The organism is Micromonospora pallida (assembly GCF_900090325.1).
GTDB classification, from domain to species: Bacteria; Actinomycetota; Actinomycetes; order Mycobacteriales; family Micromonosporaceae; genus Micromonospora; species Micromonospora pallida.
The window spans coordinates 4,973,149-4,990,740 of record NZ_FMHW01000002.1; the positions used below are offsets into that span (position 1 = coordinate 4,973,149).

16 protein-coding genes are annotated in these 17,592 nt (G+C 72.7%); 5 read left to right on the top strand and 11 right to left on the bottom strand.

All coding sequences use genetic code 11. From position 1 onward, the window contains the following. Positions 1-17: 17 nt before the first annotated feature. The 5 genes from GA0074692_RS20525 to eno form a co-directional block, all read right to left on the bottom strand. On the bottom strand, positions 18-1,343 hold the full coding sequence (locus GA0074692_RS20525) for a hypothetical protein (RefSeq protein ID WP_176738523.1): 1,326 nt from the start codon (positions 1,341-1,343) through the stop codon (positions 18-20). Between the two features lie 118 nt (positions 1,344-1,461). After that, entirely contained in the window at positions 1,462-1,974 is a 513-nt protein-coding gene (locus GA0074692_RS20530; RefSeq protein ID WP_091646817.1) for an amino-acid N-acetyltransferase, read from the bottom strand. After that, a complete protein-coding gene (locus GA0074692_RS20535; RefSeq protein WP_091646818.1) occupies positions 1,971-2,528 on the bottom strand; it encodes a DUF501 domain-containing protein in 558 nt (185 codons plus the stop codon). Before GA0074692_RS20535 ends, GA0074692_RS20530 begins: the two co-directional genes overlap by 4 nt. A gap of 194 nt (positions 2,529-2,722) precedes the next feature. Further along, positions 2,723-3,361 (bottom strand): FtsB family cell division protein, encoded by a 639-nt coding sequence (locus GA0074692_RS20540; protein ID WP_091646819.1) that lies wholly within the window; start codon positions 3,359-3,361, stop codon positions 2,723-2,725. A gap of 33 nt (positions 3,362-3,394) precedes the next feature. Beyond that, the gene (eno, locus tag GA0074692_RS20545; protein ID WP_091646820.1) at positions 3,395-4,678 is read right to left on the bottom strand and encodes a phosphopyruvate hydratase; all 1,284 of its coding nucleotides are present in this window, start codon (positions 4,676-4,678) and stop codon (positions 3,395-3,397) included. Positions 4,679-4,897: 219 nt separating this feature from the next. Here eno and GA0074692_RS20550 point away from each other — a divergent pair, with 219 nt between their 5' ends. Next, positions 4,898-5,590, top strand: a complete 693-nt coding sequence (locus tag GA0074692_RS20550) for a hypothetical protein (RefSeq protein ID WP_091646821.1) — start codon at positions 4,898-4,900, stop codon at positions 5,588-5,590. Between the two features lie 88 nt (positions 5,591-5,678). Here the strand turns inward: GA0074692_RS20550 and GA0074692_RS20555 are convergent, their stop codons facing one another. The 4 genes from GA0074692_RS20555 to mfd form a co-directional block, all read right to left on the bottom strand. Next, complete coding sequence (locus tag GA0074692_RS20555) at positions 5,679-7,292, bottom strand: DUF885 domain-containing protein (protein WP_091646822.1); 1,614 nt, start codon at positions 7,290-7,292, stop codon at positions 5,679-5,681. Between the two features lie 112 nt (positions 7,293-7,404). Next, complete coding sequence (locus tag GA0074692_RS20560; RefSeq protein WP_091646823.1) at positions 7,405-8,385, bottom strand: nucleoside triphosphate pyrophosphohydrolase; 981 nt, start codon at positions 8,383-8,385, stop codon at positions 7,405-7,407. 137 nt (positions 8,386-8,522) lie between these two features. Then, entirely contained in the window at positions 8,523-9,248 is a 726-nt protein-coding gene (locus GA0074692_RS20565; protein ID WP_091653813.1) for a hypothetical protein, read from the bottom strand. 81 nt (positions 9,249-9,329) lie between these two features. Next, complete coding sequence (gene mfd / locus GA0074692_RS20570; protein WP_091653811.1) at positions 9,330-12,980, bottom strand: transcription-repair coupling factor; 3,651 nt, start codon at positions 12,978-12,980, stop codon at positions 9,330-9,332. 184 nt (positions 12,981-13,164) lie between these two features. Between mfd and GA0074692_RS20575 the strand changes: the two genes are divergently transcribed. Beyond that, positions 13,165-14,073 (top strand): helix-turn-helix domain-containing protein, encoded by a 909-nt coding sequence (locus GA0074692_RS20575; protein WP_091646824.1) that lies wholly within the window; start codon positions 13,165-13,167, stop codon positions 14,071-14,073. A 407-nt stretch (positions 14,074-14,480) separates the two neighbouring features. Continuing rightward, a complete protein-coding gene (locus GA0074692_RS20580; protein WP_141725360.1) occupies positions 14,481-15,218 on the top strand; it encodes a hypothetical protein in 738 nt (245 codons plus the stop codon). Positions 15,219-15,375: 157 nt separating this feature from the next. Here GA0074692_RS20580 and GA0074692_RS20585 read toward each other — a convergent pair whose 3' ends face one another. Continuing rightward, positions 15,376-15,687, bottom strand: coding sequence for a hypothetical protein (locus tag GA0074692_RS20585; protein ID WP_141725361.1), 312 nt, complete (start codon positions 15,685-15,687; stop codon positions 15,376-15,378). Between the two features lie 203 nt (positions 15,688-15,890). Here GA0074692_RS20585 and GA0074692_RS20590 point away from each other — a divergent pair, with 203 nt between their 5' ends. Beyond that, the gene (locus GA0074692_RS20590; RefSeq protein ID WP_091646827.1) at positions 15,891-16,112 is read left to right on the top strand and encodes a winged helix-turn-helix domain-containing protein; all 222 of its coding nucleotides are present in this window, start codon (positions 15,891-15,893) and stop codon (positions 16,110-16,112) included. A gap of 52 nt (positions 16,113-16,164) precedes the next feature. Then, entirely contained in the window at positions 16,165-16,341 is a 177-nt protein-coding gene (locus GA0074692_RS20595) for a winged helix-turn-helix domain-containing protein (protein WP_245730716.1), read from the top strand. A 169-nt stretch (positions 16,342-16,510) separates the two neighbouring features. Here the strand turns inward: GA0074692_RS20595 and GA0074692_RS20600 are convergent, their stop codons facing one another. Further along, positions 16,511-17,551, bottom strand: coding sequence for a S66 family peptidase (locus GA0074692_RS20600; protein WP_091646829.1), 1,041 nt, complete (start codon positions 17,549-17,551; stop codon positions 16,511-16,513). Positions 17,552-17,592: the final 41 nt, after the last annotated feature.

A 17,592-nucleotide genomic window follows, 5' to 3' on the forward strand; every position in this document is an offset into this window, starting at 1 on the left:
TCGTCACGGCAGCAACCCTACGGCAGCCGGCCGCCCGGTGCCGGGAGGTGGCCACCGGCAGTCGGCGGACCGGCCGGTGGCCGCCGAGAAGGTTGGGCGGGCCGTCCGGCTCGACGTCGCCACCGGACCACCAGGGCCGGCAGCCACGGCACGACACCCACCGCGACCAGCAGGATCAGCAGCGGCAGCCGCCACCAGAACGGGACAGCGGCGGGCAGCGAAGGCTGGGAGGTGGTGTCCGGCACCCACGGGCGGGCGGTCTTGGCCCAGGCCAGGAAGGCGTCCCCGATCGGCATCAGCCCGAGGGCGTACCGCTTCGTCCCCGGGGTGCTCACCGGCAGCCCGGCGACCTCGCCGTAGTTGGCGAGCGCGCTGGCGAGCCGGTGGTCGCCGTGCCGCTGGGCCGCGCCGAGGGTGACCACGGTGGCCGAGAGGCTCACCCCGAGCAGCAGCGGACCCGAGTCGACGTCCCCCGGGCCGTCCAGCCCGATCGGATACTCCCGGACCGCCGGGCCCAGGCCGAGCGGGGTGGCCAGGAACCGGTCCCGGAAGGAACGGTACTGCTGCCGGGCGAAGGTCGGCTCGATCTCGGGCAGGAACCGGTGGATGACGCTCTGCGAGGTCCCCCGGGCCACCTCGGCCGGTGCGCCGGTGACCGGGTCGACCCGGTGCGGCAACAGCCCGGTACGCGGATCCAGTCGCTGCCGTACGCCGTCCAGCCAGCGGTCGACCGTGCCCCGGAAACGGGGCGGCAGCAGCGTGTCGTGCAGGCGCAGGGAGGCCACCGCCACGGTGGAGTCCACCGGCCACGCCTGCCCCGGGTAGGCGGCCAGGTACGGGGTGCCCGACGCGTCGAAGGCCGCGCCCAGCGCGGCGGAGTTCTCGGCGAAGCGACGCACCTCGGCCGGGTCGCGCCGGTCGGCCGGTTGCAGGGCGAGCACCCCGCCGCGCAGCCAGTTCGTCCAGCCGGCGTGGAACACCCCGTACGGCGGGGTGAGGTGCGGGCTGAACGGCGCCACCCCGGCCGGTGACTCCAGCCGGGCCAGTGCCCAGCGGGCCTCCCGCAGCGACTCCTCCCGGCGGGCGGGTTCGCGCATACCCGACTCCACTCGGGTGAGCCCGTAGAGGACGTGCGCGAAGAAGTACCCCTCGGGGAAGAGGGTCTGGGCCTCCTCGCCCGCTCCGTCGTCGAGGGCCACCCGCAGGAAGGTCAACTGCCGGGCCACCCCGGGCGGCTCGCCGCCGGCGGCGGTGGCCGGCGCGACCAGGCGAACCACTCCGACCAGAGCCGCCAGGCTCAGCAACGCGGCGGCAGCACCGACCACCCGACGAAGAACGATCATGGGGACCAGGGTGCCGGCACGCGTCAAGCGGACTGCTGGGGCGGGGCTTGGTTGGTTGCAGGGGACCCCTGCTCGGCAGAAAGCGGTAACAGGGGACCCCTGCTACCACCCCAGCCGGTCACAGGCGCAGCAGCATCCGGGTGTTGCCGAGGGTGTTGGGCTTGACCCGCTCCAGGTCGAGGAACTCCGCCACACCCTCGTCGTACGAGCGCAGCAGTTGCTCGTAGACCGGCGGCGGCACGGGCGCGCCGTCGATCGCCTCGAAGCCGAACGAGCCGAAGAACCGGGTCTCGAAGGTCAGCACGAAGATCCGGGCCACCCCCAGCTCGCGGGCCCCGTCGATCAGCTCGGCGACGATCCGGTGGCCGATCCGTCGACCCCGGCACTCCGGGTCCACCGCGACCGTCCGGATCTCGGCCAGGTCCTCCCACATCACGTGCAGCGCGCCGCACCCGACCAACGCCCCGTCGACGACACGTTCGGCGACCCGGAACTCCTGCACGTCCTCGTAGAGGGTCACGGTGGCCTTGCTGAGCAGCCGCCGGTCGTCGGTGTACATGTCCACCAGCCCACGGATGCCCCGGACGTCCGAGGTGCGCGCCCGCCGGACGACAAACCCGTCGGCAGTCATTCCTCCCCCGACACGTCCACGCACGGCCCGGCGGCCCACCACTTCTCCACCAGCGCCAACGTCTCGTCACCGAACGGGTTGACCCCCGGCCCGGCGCCGAGCGCGTGCCCGAGGTGCACGTGCAGGCACTTCACCCGCCCCGGCATGCCACCGGCGGAGATGCCGGCGATCTCCGGCACCTCGCCGATCGCCTCCCGGCGGGCCAGGTAGTCCTCGTGCGCGGCCCGGTAACGGGCAGCCAGCTCCGGGTCGGTGGCGAGCCGCTCGGCCATCTCCTTCATCAGCCCGGCCGACTCCAGCCGGCTGCACGCCGCCGTGGCGCGGGGGCAGGTCAGGTAGAACAGCGTCGGGAACGGGGTGCCGTCGGCCAGCCGGGGGGTCGTCTCCACCACGTCGGGCAGGCCGCACGGGCAGCGGTGGGCCACCGCGCGGGTGCCCCGGGGCGGGCGGCCGAGCTGGGCGGCCACCGCGGCCAGGTCGGCCTCGGTGGCCGGCTCCCGCTTCGGCGGGGGTACGGAGTCCGCCGCCGGCTCCGGCGGGGGTACGACTGTCACGGTTGCCATTCCTTCATCGGTACGGGACTTTCCCACGTGGCGTGGGCGACGCGGTACGGGGCTGTGCGGTGCGGCGCGGGCGACCCCGGCGCGGGGCTGTGCCATGCGGCCCGGCTAGCCGGCGCGGGGCTGTGCGATGCGACGCGGGCGACCCCCGGCGCGGGGCTGTGCCGTGCGGTCCGGGCGGTGCGGACTCACCGGTCGGGGCGTTCGGCGTTGGCCGCCTCGATGCTCGACCAGAGGGTGTCGTACCACGGGTCGTCGCTGCGCGGCCGCTCCGACCGGGGCGGCAACGGGCCGGTCTCCGCGTCGGCAGGCGACTGGTGCTTCAGCACCACCACCGGCACCTCACCGGGATAGACCATGAAGAACCGCTCCCGGGCCTGGATCTCGATGTACGCCTTATCCTGCCACTTGGCCGCCTCGACGGAGAGTTCGTCGATCAGCTCCCGCTGCGCGGCCTGGGCCGCCTCCATCCGCTCGATGTCGGCCTGCTGGTCGAGGTAGACCCGGACCGGGTAGGTGTAGCCGAGGGCGAGCGCGATCAGCACCGCGAACAGCACGGTGGCCCGCCCGGTGACGCGTCGGGGACGGGGTGCGGTGAGCCGCTTGACGGTGCCACCGGCGGCCGTCCGGCGGGCCGCTGCGGGGCGGCTCGCGGAGCGTACGCCCTCGGCACCCCGGGTGGCGCCCGGAGCGCGCCCGGCGGTGCCCCGCGACTCGGCGCGGACGCCCTCCCGGCTGGTGGCCCGCACGCGGGCCCCGCCCGGCCGGCCGGCGTGACCCGGCCGGCGGGTGGGACGCTGCCCGCCCGGTGTACGGCGCGGCTGCATCGTCGTACCCCTCCCCGACGCTTCCTGCGCCCGTCAGGCGGAACGGTAGCGCGGGAAGGCGCCCGCGCCGGCGTACCGTGCCGCGTCCGCCAGCTCCTCCTCGATCCGCAGGAGCTGGTTGTACTTGGCGACCCGGTCGGAACGGGCCGGGGCACCGGTCTTGATCTGGCCGCAGCCGGTGGCCACCGCCAGGTCGGCGATCGTGGTGTCCTCGGTCTCGCCGGACCGGTGGCTCATCATGCACATGAAGCCGGCCCGGTGCGCCAGGTCGACGGCGTCCAGGGTCTCGGTGAGCGAGCCGATCTGGTTGACCTTGACCAGCACCGCGTTCGCGGCCCGCTCGGCGATGCCGCGGGCGATCCGCTGCGGGTTGGTGACGAACAGGTCGTCGCCGACGATCTGGACCCGGTCGCCGAGCGCGGCGGTCAACGTGGCCCAGCCGCTCCAGTCGTCCTCGGCCAGCGGGTCCTCGATCGACACGATCGGGTACGCGTCGGCGAGCTTGGTGTAGTAGCTGCTCATCTCCTCGGCGGTCTTCGGCGTGCCCTCGAAGGTGTAGGTGCCGTTGTCGAAGAACTCCGTGGCGGCCACGTCCAGGGCGAAGACGATGTCGGTGCCGAGCCGGTAGCCGGCCTTCTCGACCGCCTCGGCTATCAGGTCCAGCGCGGCGGCGTTGGTGGGCAGGTTCGGCGCGAAGCCGCCCTCGTCGCCGAGGCCGGTGGAGAGGCCCTGCTTCTTCAGCACCGACTTGAGCGCGTGGTAGACCTCCGCGCCGGAGCGCAGCGCCTCGCGGAAGCTGGGCGCGCCGATCGGCGCGATCATGAACTCCTGGATGTCGACGTTGGAGTCGGCGTGCGCACCACCGTTGAGGATGTTCATCATCGGCACCGGCAGCAGGTGCGCGTTCGGGCCGCCCAGGTAGCGGAAGAGGCTCAGCTCGGCGCTGCCGGCCGCCGCCTTCGCCACCGCCAGCGAGACCCCGAGGATGGCGTTGGCGCCCAGCTCGGACTTGTTGTCCGTACCGTCGATGTCGAGCATCTTCTGGTCGATCAGCCGCTGCTCGCTGGCCTCGTAGCCGATGAGCTGGTCGACGATCTTGTCCTCGATGTTCGCGACCGCCTTCTCGACGCCCTTGCCCAGGTAGCGGTCGCCGTCACCGTCGCGCAGCTCGATCGCCTCGAAGGCGCCGGTGGAGGCGCCGGAGGGCACCGCGGCGCGGGCCACCGTGCCGTCGTCCAACCCGACCTCGACCTCGACGGTCGGGTTGCCCCGCGAGTCGAGAATCTCCCGGGCGACGATTCCCTCGATGGTTGCCACTGAGTCGCTCCTCGTGTTCGTGTGAGAGTGTCCGGTCCGATAGGGCCGCGACGGTGCGGCTGATGGCAGACGTTGAACGCAGCGTATCGGGCGGCGCTCGGGCGCACCGCGTCGCCCGTCGTACCACCCGTGGTGATTACGGCGGACATTCCCGGATTCTCGCCCCTGAACCGGCATCCGGTTTGCTATCGGTGGACCCGATCGGCAAGGCTGAGCATCATGCCCGCCGCCTCGACTGTTCTTCGCGTGCTCGCCGTATCGGTCATCGCGTCGCTCACCGTCACGGGTTGCCAGACCCTGGAGGACACCGGACGCGTGATCGGCCGGGGCGATCTGGTCAACGAACTCGCCTCCCGGCTGGACAACGCGCACGAGTTGACCTACTCCGCCGACTACCAGCTCCCCGGCGGTCGTACCGTGTCGATCGCCCAGTCCCGGGACCCGATCCGCACCGCCTACACGTACCCGGGCGGGAAGATCAGCGTCAGTGCCGAGAGCCTCGCCACCTGCCGGACCACCGGCAAGCCGGTGTGCACACTGACCGTGCCGCCAACGCCGGCCAGCCGGCCCTCGGTCGCCGTCTTCACCGAGGCCGAGCGGCAGGGCATGGTCACCCCGCCGGCGGTGATGGGGCTGCTCACCGCCGCCGCCCTCGACCCGAACGCCACCATCGAGCAGAGCAACACCACGCTGGCCGGGCATCCGGCGACCTGCGTCGAGGTCAGCTCCGCCGATGTGGCCCCGTTCACCGCCTGTGTCACCAGCGACGGTGTGCTCGGCAGCTTCACCGGCGCGCTCAACGGCGAGCCAACCGAACTGGCGCTGAGCAGCATCCGCGACGACGTCGACAGCGCGGCTTTCGACCTGCCGTCCGGAGCGGGCGTGGTCGACCGCCGGCCCGGCCAGAGCTGACCCGGCCTGGGTGGTTGCAGGGGGCCCTTCCTACCGTTTTTTGATGAGGAAGGGCCCCTGCAACCACCTGAGCGGGCAGCAGGCGGGCTCACACCCCGAGCAGCGTCCGCAGGTGGCGGGGCGACGGGCTGCCGTGGGCGAGCAGCGCGTCGTGCCACTGCCGGAGCGGCACCTCAGCCGGACGGACCGCGGCGATCTCGGCCAGCTCTGCGTAGCCGACGAAGTACGTGGAGAGCTGCGTCGAGGTGAGCAACGCTCGCCGCCACTTGCCGGCCGCCTCACCCTCCTCCTGGAAGCCCCGTCCGGTCATCAGCGCCATCGCCTCGGCCTCGGGCAGCTCCTCGCAGTGCGTCAACTGGTCGAGCAACGCGTTGATGGTCATCCGCAGTTGCATCTTGAGCTGCTGCAACCGCACCGGCAGCCCGCCGAAGCCGGCGGTGGTCATCAGCTCCTCGGCGTAGACCGCCCAGCCCTCGATGAACGGCCCGGAGCGGGCCAGCGCCCGTACCCGGGTGCTACCGGCGTACCGGCGGGCGTGCGCGAGCTGGAGGAAGTGCCCCGGCATCGCCTCGTGCACGGACAGGTTGCGGATCATGTGGTCGTTGTACTCCCGGTAGAACGACTCCACCCGGTGCGCCGGCCAGTCCGCCGGGGTCGGCGCGATGCAGTAGAACGTGGGCAGGTCCGCCGGCTCCAATCCGCCCGGCGAGTCGCAGTACGCCACCGCCACGCCCCGGGCGAACTCGGGCATCTCCTGGATCACGCACGGGTCCTCGACCAGGGAGACCAGGTCGTGCGTCCGGACGAAGTCGGTGGCCTCGTCGAGCGTGACCGAGGCCAGGTCGACGATGGTGTGGTCGTCCGGGTGCTCGGCGGCGAGCAGGTCCAGCGCCCGGCGTACCGTCTCGTCGTCGGCCGGACCGCCGACCAGCTCGACGGCTGCCGCGCGGATCTCCTCAGTGATCCGGTCCAGGTTGGCCCAGGCGCGGCGCCGCACCTCGGCGGCGGGCAGCTCGGTGTCCAGCGTGTGCCAGAGCCGGGCCTCCCAGCGCCGGCGGCCGAGCCGGGGATCCGGGCCCGGCCCGTCGTCGGCGGCCAGCCCGGCCCGCAGCCAGTCGGCGAACTCCGCCAACGCGGCGACCGCCGCCCGGGCCGCCGGCTCGACCCGGTCCCGCAACGCGGGAGCCTGCGCCAGCAGCGCCGGCACCTCGGAGCGGACCAGCGCCGCCGTACCGGTGAACTGCCCGACCGCCGTCTCGGCGTGGATCCGGGGCATGTCGCGCAGCGTCGCGCGGGCGGTCGCCAGGGCATCGGGTACGGCCGCCAGCCGCCCGGCCAGGTGGGTCAGCCGGACCTCGACCGGGGCGTACGGGCGGGACAGCAGCGCGTACAGCAGCATGCCGGGGTTGTGCCGCAGCGGATCCCACTCGTGCGCCCGGATCTCGGTCGACTCGAAGAGTTCCCGGTCGACCAGGGCGGTGAGCAGGGCATGGTCGACCGACTCCTCGACCGGAAGGGAGTCCGCGTCCACCTCGGTCAGCGCGTGCGCGGCCTCGCGCAGCATCCGGCGGTCGGCGGCGACGGTGTCGGCGGACCAGTCCGGCAGCCGGTCGTCGTATCGGTGGTCGCCAGCCCCGGAGGCCAGCTCCGGACGACTCTCCAACAACGCGTCGACGATCCGCTCAGCCCGCTCCGCAAACATCCTCCGACCCTAACCGCCCCACCCCCCACCCGCCGCGTGCCCGACCCGGGTCAGCGCGGGGCGGGGGATTCGGCGGCGCGGATGGTGGCGGCGTGGGCGAGCGTGGCGCGGGTCAGCGCGGCGCGGAGGGTTCGGCGGCGCGGATGGTGGCGGCGTGGGCGAGCGTGGCGCGGCGCAGGGCGGCCTCCGGATCCAGGCCGGCGGCCCGTGCCTCGGCGACGACCCGCAGCAGCTCCGCGCCGAGGCGGGACTCCGGGTCGGCGTCGTCGCCCGGCACCGGGGGTGGCACGGACAGGCCGATCCGGCCGGCGCGTTCCAGGATCTTGGCGGCCAGGGCGAGGGCGGGTTGGCTCATCGCGATGCCGTCCAGCACCGAGTCCCGCGCCTTCTCGGCCCGCTTGATCCGCTCCCAGCTCGCGGTGATCTCCTCCAGGGTGCCCGCCTCGGCTCCGGCGAAGACGTGCGGGTTGCGCCGGACCATCTTGTCGACCAGGCCACCGGCCACGTCGTCGATGCTCCACCGCTCGTCCTCAGGCAACTCCTCGGCGAGCCGGGCGTGCAGCACCACCTGGAGCAGCACGTCGCCCAACTCCTCGCGCATCGCGTCGGTGTCCCCCGCGCTGATCGCGTCGTACGCCTCGTAGCACTCCTCGAGGAGGAAGCCGGAGAGGCTGCGGTGCGTCTGCGCCCGCTTCCATGGGTCACCGCCGGGTGAGGCGAGCCGGTCCATCACCTCGACGGCGTCCAGCAGCCGCGCGCCCGGCGGGTCCCACGAGCCGTACATCAGCTCCAGTTCGGCCAGCCCCGGCTCGCGGGTCAACCGCAGGCCCAGCTCACGGGCGATCGTCTCGTCGCCGGTCGGGCCGGCCAGCCAAACCACCGTGCCGTGCCGGGCCACCGCGTCGATCAGCGGCCCGGTCGCCGGGCCGTCGACCACGGTGACCTCGGCGCCCGCCGACCGCACCGCCGTGGTGAGCCCGCTCTCCGCGCCGGTCAGCACCGGATGCGCGCGTACGACGTCCCAGGCGGCGGCGGTCAACAGCCCGGCCGGCAGCCGGGGCGAGGTGACCAGCAGCACGATCCGTCCGGTCATCGGCCACCCCGGACGGTCGTGCCCGACCTGTCGACCCGGCTGCGGCCCCCGACCGTCGTGCGCGGTCCGGCGGTCATACCGCAGGCCCTACGGGCGTGCGCGATCCGGCGATCATGCTGTGCCTCCGACGGTCATCCTCAGGCGTCGTTGGTCACCGCGTCGGAACCGCTCTCGCCCAGCGGCACACTGACCGCCGCCACGTCGCCGGTGAAGCTGAGAACCGGGAAGGCGAGCGGACGGTAACGGGGGTTGACCGTCACGTCGTAGCCCTCGACCGCCTCGGCCAGCGCGTTGCGGGTGGCCAGCGCGGTACGCAGCTGCTGCCCGTCGAGCTGGGTCGCCGCCTGCTCGACGGTGACCTCCTGCGGGATGGCACCGGCCTCCTTGCCGGCCTTGACCAGCTCGATCATCTCCTGCTCGGTGGGCGCCACCGGCTGACCGGTCGGCACACCGGAGAGGCAGGTGTACAGCTCCGCCACCCGCTGCGGGTACGCCGTGTCGGTCGGGTAACCGAGCTGCTGGCTGACCTGCTCGACCGGCACCTGGCTCAGCGGGCGGTAGCCCTTGTCGGCCGAGAGCCGCTGGCAGACCTTGCCGAGGACCAAGGTGCGGACCACGTCGGCACGGGTGGGCAGCCGCGGCTCGGCGGGCGCGCCCGACTGGCCGGCGGGCTGGTCCGGAGCCGGCGTCGGGGTCGACGCGGCGGCATCGTCCCGCAGCTCGTCCAGGATGTGGGTCACCGCGTCCTCGGTGATCCGCTGGTCGCCGACGTAGGCGGCGACCCCGGGCTCGGAACGGCAACCGGAGAGGGCGACGAGGCCGACCGCCACGCTGGCGACGGCGACAAGACGGCGAGCACGCATGCCGGTCACTCTCTCACGCCCACACCCCACCCGACCTCCCACCCCCGTTCCGTCCCCGCCTGGTCCCGCCGTGCCCGCGGATCAGCGCGCGCCGGTGGGGGCGGTGGCAGGGGCCGGGGAACCGAGGACGTCGGAGAGGAGTTGGGCGCACCATTCCAGGAGAGCCTGGTCGCGCAGGGGTTCGCCGCCGACCCGTCGGGTGCTCGGGCGCGGGACGCTGACCTGGTCCAGGGCGGACTTGTAGACCGAGTCCGGGTGGTAGCGCTTGAGCCGGAGCTGCTTCGAGTCGGGCAGCGGAAGCGGGCCGAACCGGAGGTGCTTGCCCTGCATGCTGACGTCGGTCAGGCCGTACTGGCGGGCCAGCAGGCGGAACCGGGCCACCGCCACCAGGTTCTGCACCGGAGCGGGCGGCTCGCCGTACCGGTCGGTCATCTCGGCGACCACCTCGCGTAGCCGCGCCTCGTCGCGGGCCTCGGCGAGCTTGCGGTACATCTCCAGGCGCAGCCGTTCCACCCCGACGTAGTCGTGCGGCAGGTGCGCGTCCACCGGCAGGTCGATCTTGACGTCGACCTCCTCCTCGGGGCGTTCGCCCTTGAACGCCTGGACGGCCTCGCCGACCATCCGGACGTACAGGTCGAAACCGACGCCCTCGATGTGGCCGGACTGTTCGCCGCCGAGCAGGTTGCCGGCGCCCCGGATCTCCAGGTCCTTCATCGCCACGTACATGCCGGCGCCGAGCTCGGTGTGCTGGGCGATGGTGGCCAGCCGCTCGTGGGCGTGCTCGGTGAGCGGCTTGTCCGACGGGTAGAGGAAGTACGCGTACGCCCGCTCCCGGCCCCGGCCGACCCGGCCCCGGATCTGGTGCAACTGGGCCAGGCCGAGCAGGTCGGCCCGCTCCACGATCAGTGTGTTGGCGTTCGGGATGTCGATGCCGGACTCCACGATCGTGGTGCAGACCAGAACGTCGAACTCCTTCTCCCAGAAGCCGACCATGACCTTCTCCAGGGCATCCTCGCCCATCTGGCCGTGCGCGACCGCGACCCGGGCCTCCGGCACCATCTCCCGGATCCGGCGGGCCGCCTTGTCGATCGACTCGACCCGGTTGTGCAGGTAGAACACCTGACCGTCGCGGAGCAGCTCACGGTGGATGGAGGCGGCCACCTGCCGCTCGTCGAACGCCCCGACGAAGGTCAACACCGGGTGCCGCTCCTCCGGCGGGGTGGCGATGGTCGACATCTCCCGGATGCCGGTGATCGCCATCTCCAGGGTCCGGGGAATCGGGGTGGCCGACATGCTGAGCACGTCCACCGAGGCGCGCAGCGTCTTCAGGTGCTCCTTGTGTTCGACACCGAAGCGCTGCTCCTCGTCGACGATCACCAGCCCGAGCTGCTTGAACCGGGTCGACGCCGAGAGCAGCCGGTGGGTACCGATCACGATGTCGGCGCTGCCCTCGGCGACCATCTCCATGGTCCGCTCGGCCTCCTTCGGCGTCTGGAAGCGGGAGAGCTGCCGGATCTCGATCGGGAACTGGCTCATCCGCTCGGCGAAGGTGTTGTAGTGCTGCTGGGCCAGGAGAGTGGTCGGCACCAGCACGCCCACCTGCTTGCCGTCCTGCACCGCCTTGAACGCCGCCCGTACCGCGATCTCGGTCTTGCCGTAGCCGACGTCGCCGCAGATCAGGCGGTCCATCGGGACGGTCTGCTCCATGTCCCGCTTGACCTCCTCGATGGCGGCGAGCTGGTCGGGGGTCTCCTGCCACGGGAAGGCGTCCTCCAGCTCCCGCTGCCACGGGGTGTCCGGCCCGAAGGCATGTCCCTTGGACGCCTTCCGGGCGGCGTAGAGCTGGATGAGCTGGGCGGCGATCTCCTTGACCGCCTTACGGGCGCGGGCCTTGGACTTCTGCCAGTCCGCGCCGCCCATCTTGTGCAGGGCCGGCTGCTCACCGCCGACGTACCGGGAGAGCTGGTCGAGCTGGTCGGTGGGGACGAAGAGCCGGTCGCCGGGCTGGCCGCGCTTGCTCGGGGCGTACTCGATGACCAGGTACTCCCGGGACGCGCCGTTGACGGTCCGCTGCACCAGTTCGACGTACCGGCCGATGCCGTGCTGCTCGTGCACGACGTGGTCGCCGGCCTTCAGCTCCAGCGGGTCGATGGTGTTGCGCCGCCGGCTCGGCAGTTTGCGCATGTCCCGGGTGGAGGTGCCCCGGCCGCCGGTGACGTCGTTGCCGGTGAGCAGCACGAAGCGGGACGCCTCGTCGACGAAGCCCTGGCTGAGCGAACCGCAGGTGACCAGCAGCTCACCCGGCTCCGGGGCGGTCGGCACCTCTTCGGTGAGCCGGGCGCCCAGGCCCGCGTCGCGGAGCACCTCGACAGCCCGCTGGGCGGGACCGTGCCCCTCGAAGACCAGCGCGATCGACCAGCCCTCGCCGGCCCAGCGCTTCAGGTCGTCGACCAGCCGGGGCGTCTCGCCGTGGTAGAGCGGAGCGGCCTGCGCGGTCAGGGTCACCGCGATGGCGTCGTCGGGGGTGACGTCGGCGGTGTCCGGCTCGTCCTCCCAGGGCTGCCGCTGCGGCGCGCCGCCGTCGGACTCGACCAGACCGAACGGCGACAGCGTCCACCAGGGCTGGCCCAGGGCGGTGGCGACCGACCGTACCTCGGCCAGGGTCTTGAAGGCGGCGGCGCCGAGGTCGACCGGGGCCCGGCCCCCGACGGCGGCCGCGGCCCAGCTCGCCTGGAGGAACTCGTCCGAGGTACGCACCAGGTCGTGCGCCCGGGTACGGATCCGCTCCGGGTCGCAGAGCAGGACGTGGGTGCCGGCCGGCATGCAGTGCAGCAGCAGTTCCATCGAGTCGGACCCGACCAGCTCCGGCGCGAGCGACTCCATCCCCTCCACCGGGATGCCCTCGGCCAGCTTGTCGAGGATCTCGGCCAGCTCCGGGTGCTCGGCCGCCAGGGCGGCGGCCCGCTTCCGCACCGCCGGGGTGAGCAGCAGCTCCCGGCAGGGCGGTGCCCACAACCGGGGAGACGCCTCGATGGTGCGCTGGTCGGCGACGGCGAAGGTGCGGATCTCCTCCACCTCGTCGCCCCAGAACTCGACCCGGGACGGGTGCTCGTCGGTGGGCGGGAAGACGTCGAGGATGCCGCCCCGGACGGCGAACTCGCCCCGCTTGGTGACCAGGTCGACCCGGGCGTACGCCATATCGGCCAGCCGCCGGGCGACCCCCTCCAGGTCGGCCTCCTCACCGGGGGCGAGCTGCACCGGTTCCAGGTCGCCCAGGCCCTTGAGCTGCGGTTGCAGCAGCGACCGGATGGGCGCGACGACCACCCGCAACGGCCCGCTACGACCGTGCGCGTCAACCGCGTCCGGGTGGGCCAGCCGACGCAGCACGGCCAACCGCCGGCCGACCGTGTCGGATCGGGGCGAGAGCCGCTCGTGGGGCAGCGTCTCCCAGGAGGGGAAGACCGCCACCTGGGCGGACGGAAGCAGGCTGCCCAGCGCGGCGGCGAGGTCGTCGGCCTCCCGGGTGGTGGCGGTGACGGCGAGCACCGGCCGGCCGGCCCCGCCCTGCTGACCGCCGGGGTCGGCGGCCACGGCGGCCACCGCGAACGGGCGCAGTGCCGGCGGGGCGGTGAGGTCGAGCCCGTCGGCCTGCGCGGCACCGGAGCGCGCCAGGTCACGCGCCCGGGCCAGCCCGGGGTCGGCCAGGGCGGCGGAGAAGAGGCCGGTGAGCATCTGCATCACTTCCAGGAGTGTCGCCAGGTGGACGCGACCCGCGGCCGGCGTGGCAGCGCAGGGCCGGATGGCACACGAACAGGTACCCCGCGTCCGGCCGGACGGGGGGTGTGCGGATGCCAGCCTATCTCGAAGGACGGACAATCCGAGCAGTGCGGGCCAGTGCGACGAAGTGGGAGGACCGATGCCGGAGACGTTCAACGACAACCCGCGCCAACGGACGTCCCAGGGCCGCTGGCGGGGGCTGGGGCTGCCCGACAACATGACGATGTACGAGGTCAGGTGCCTGCTGGACGGCCGGGACTGGATCGGCCCGGTGCCCGAACTCGGCTACCGGGTCTACCTCCAGCGCTCCGGGGCGTACCTGCGTCGGGTCAACGGCCAGATCAGCTTCATCGACGCCACCTCGGTGCTGCTCACCCGCCCCGGTGACGAGTTGTACCTGGCCCACCCGTTCGGCTGCGGGGACGTCTACACGTGCCTGGAGATCCCCACCGAAGTGTTGGCGGAACGTCCGGACGCGCACCGCTGGTTCGACCGGATCGGCTGGGAGGGCCGGCTGGACGCCCGGCTCGACCTGGAACACCGGAAGCTGGTCGCCCGGGCCCGGCGGGGCATCGACCGCTTCGCGCTCACCGAGGGGGTGCACCGGTTCCTGGCCGAGGTGCTCAGCGGCAGTCCGCTGGGCACCGGGGATCCGGGCGCCGACCTAGACCGGGCCGTCGGCCAGCGGCCGGCCACCCTGGCCGCGCACCGCCGGCTGGCCGACCGGGCACGGCAGGTGCTCAGCACGGCCAGGTTCACCCTCGGGCTCACCGAGGTGGCCCGCGAGGTGGGCTGCTCCCCGCACCACCTGAGCCGGGTCTTCCAGCGGGTCACCGGCCGCAGCCTCACCAGCTACCGCAACGACCTGCGGGTCCGGGCCGTCCTGCACACGCTGGAGAGCGGGGACGCGCCGCCGTTGGGCACGGTGGCCGCCGAGTACGGCTTCGCGGACCAGGCCCACCTGACCCGGGTGGTACGCGCCCAGGTCGGCGAGCCACCGGCCCGACTACGCCGTCTCCTCGCGCCGAGGGAACCCCGCCCTATATAGGTCAACTCCGATTAAATTTGTCACCTGAACCGGCCGTTCACCGAATCGAGCAACGATGTTCAAGATTCGGGCCCGGCTGGTGTCAGACGATGACATCCGTGGCCGGGGGCGTCCGGCTCGGCGAGGCCGGTCGACCGGGAGTGGTCGTGACCGACCGGCCGAGGCTGGCGCCCGGGGTGCGCGGACCTGTTCGGGGAGGCCCGCAGCCCCGACCCGACCACCACCGCCGGCCGGTACCACGGCCGACGGCACGCCCGGACGGAGGTGCCGTACGTGGGGCGCCTCCGTCCGGACGCGTGGTCACGCCGACAGCAGCCGGGCCGGGCGCATGGCCGCGCCGACGGCAGCCGGGACCGACCCGTCGTACGCTGGGCGCCCGTATCTCGCCCGAAAGCTGGAGTGCCCCGGTGACCACCCCACCCCCGCCCGGCCACCCACCGCAGCCCCCGTACGGCAACCCGCCGCCGGGATACCCGCCGGCCGGCTACCCGGCGGGCCCGCCGGGTTACCCGCCACCCGGCTTTCCGGTGGGCCAGCCGGGTTACCCGCCTCCGCCGGCCCCGCCAGCCCCGACGGCCAAGCGCATCCCGGAGGACCAACCCTTCGTGGTACGCCCCAGCGTGGCCAAGCGGGGCCTGCTCATCGGCGGGGTCGCGCTGGTCGTGCTCATGCCGATCGTCTGCATCGCGGGCATCGGAGTGGCAAGCGCCGGCGGTCCGGGCACGAGCGACGACGCCGTCTTCACGATCTTCGGCATCCTGATCTGCCTGCTCACCCTGATCGCTCTGCCGCTCGGCATCCAACTGTGGCTGATCGCCTCCGGCGGTCCGGTGCTGGCCCTGAGTCCGGCCGGGCTGTGGATCCGGACCCGACCGACCCGTGGTCAGGCGGTCTGGGTGCCCTGGGAGGCGGTCGCGCAGATCCGTCGCCGCCGGTGGAGCCTGGAGAAGATGCTGGTCGTCGAGCTCCGTGACCCACGCATGTTGCAGAACCTCGGCGCGTACACCGCACTGGACAACAGCATGCTGAAAGCCTTCTACGGCTCGGGCCTGGCGTCGACGCTGAACTTCGCGGACCGTCCCGAGCAGGAGATCATGGCGGCGGTCACCCACTACAGCGCCGGCCGCTGCCCCATCGCCCCCTGACCCGCCCCGCCGGACGGGCACGGCCCTCCTCGCCCTCGTGGGGGCAGGCACGGCCCTCCTCGGCCTCGCCAGGGGGCAGGCACCGATTGCGGCAAGTTGGGCTCATCCCGACGCGGGACACCCCAACTTGCCGCAACTCGAGTGGATCAAGGGCCAGTCAGGCAGCAACGCGCGCCGGCCACGACGGGAGTCGACGGACCAGACGGCCGGCGAGGTGTGCCAGCGCCCGGGACTGGGCCAGGTCGAGCGGCCATCGTTCGACGTACTCACCGGCGGAGAGTTCGAGCAGCAGGCCGGTGGGCGGGATCGGGGCGACGTCCATCCGCCACAGGCCGAGCCGCGCCTGGATCACCTCGTCGCCCCGGACCGCGGTGCCAACCAGGCGGGACAGGTGCAGGTCATTCGGCCCGGCACAGTCGGGGCCACGCAAACACCAGGGTGGATGGTCAGGGCTGGGTAGGTTGGCCATGGGCCGGGCTCCTTCCCGGTCAAGGCCCAGATGGGGGGCCTTCCTCCACCTGGGCCGCCCTTGATTACGGCACCCACCCGGTTGCGAGCCAGGGCGAGCGCACACCTCATATGACTCTCCGTCGACATTGCCGACATTGCCGACGTAATAGACGCTGTCGATTTCCGGTGCTCTACTTGGCTCCGCGAGCCAGGGAGACATCCGTGAACACACCGAAGTACGAGAAGGTGGCCTCGGCCATCCGGAACCAGATCCAGGCCGGGCAGCTTAAGCCCGGTGACCAGATACCGACCACCCAGGGACTCATCGAGACGTACAGCGTCTCGTACGGGTCGGTGCGCACCGCGCTGCTGATCCTCAAGGCCGAGGGGCTGATCGAGGGCCGCCAGGGCGAGGGGGTGTTCGTCCGGGAGACGTCGGAGTAGCGATGCCTGCGTACACGAAAAACAGAAGCTCATCGACGCCCTGACCGAGCGCATCGAGTCAGGCGAGTACCCGCCGGGCAGCAAGCTGCCCTCGGGCACCGAGCTCTGCGCCGAATTCGCGGTGTCCCGCCAGGTCGTACGTTCCGCCGTCGACTGGCTCAAGGCGCGTGGACTCGTCGACGGCGCGCCCGGCGCCGGCGTGTTCGTCCGGGAGCGGGCTGGCCAGTAGCGCGCCCCTGCCGCGCAATCCCGTCTCAATTTCGCCAATAAGGGGTATCCGGTCGAGTGGGATACCCCGATATCGGCTACTGGAGTGGATCAAGCCGGCCTAGACCCGGACGGGGGGCCTGGCGGGACGAGGGGCCGGGTGGGAGTGGGACAAGGAGACGGGGACGGGGTTAGTAGCGGACGGTGATTCGGCGGGCCACGCCGTCGACCCGTACGTCCCCGCCGTACGGGATGACCAGTTGCGGGTCGGTGTGGCCGAGGTCGACGTCGAAGACGATCACGGCGTCCGGGGCGTACTCGGTGAGGGCCCGGGTGATCGCGGCGCGCTGCGCGTCGGCGTACTCGCGGCGCTGCTCGACGGTGTGCGGGCGGGCGAAGTCCCAGGCCTTGGCCCGGCCGACCAGGACGGCGGGAAACCCGGCGAGCAGCCCTCGCTCCCCCAGGTTGCGCAGCATCCGGTACACCTCGACGGCCGACGGCAGCTCCTCCGACGTCTCGACGACGAACACCGCGCCGGCCAGCTCGACAGCCGGGGCGATCCGGTCGGCGGCGGCCAGCCAGTGCAGGATCTCCAGGTTGCCGCCCCAGGCCGGCCCCTCGACGGTGCGCTGCGCGCCGGCCCAGGTCCAGCCGGTGCCGGGGAACATCGGCGGCTCGATGTCCAGCGTCGACGGGTCGTTCCAGTCGAGCGGCTCGTCACCCCACTCCCGCGCCGGGCGCAGTTCGTACCAGTCGGAGGTGAAGAGGGCGGCGCGCAGCGACTCCATGGTCAGCGGGTGCGGTGCGCCGGGGCGACCGAGGTGCACCAGCACCGACCCACCGTGGTAGCCGACAAGACCGAGCCGGTGCAGGTGGTTGAGCAGGTTGGTGTTGTCGGAGTAGCCGAAGAACGGCTTCGGGTTGGCCCGCAGCACCGCGTCGTCCAGGTGGGGCGTGACGGTGAGCTGGTCGTCGCCGCCGATGGTGGCGAGCACCGCCGTGATCGACGGGTCGGCGAAGGCGGCGGTGAGGTCCCGGGCCCGGTCCCGGGGGTCGGCACCCAGCACCCGGGTGGTCGGGTACTCGACCGGCTCCAGCCCGAACTCCTTCCGGAGCCGGCGCAGCCCGAGCTCGTGCACGTACGGGAAGATCTCCGGCAGTCCGGCGGACGGGGAGACCACCGCGACCCGGTCGCCGGGGCGCGGTTTCGGCGGATACATGCGGCTGACCATGACCCGACGGTATCGGCCGCCCCAACCCGTTTTCCCCACCG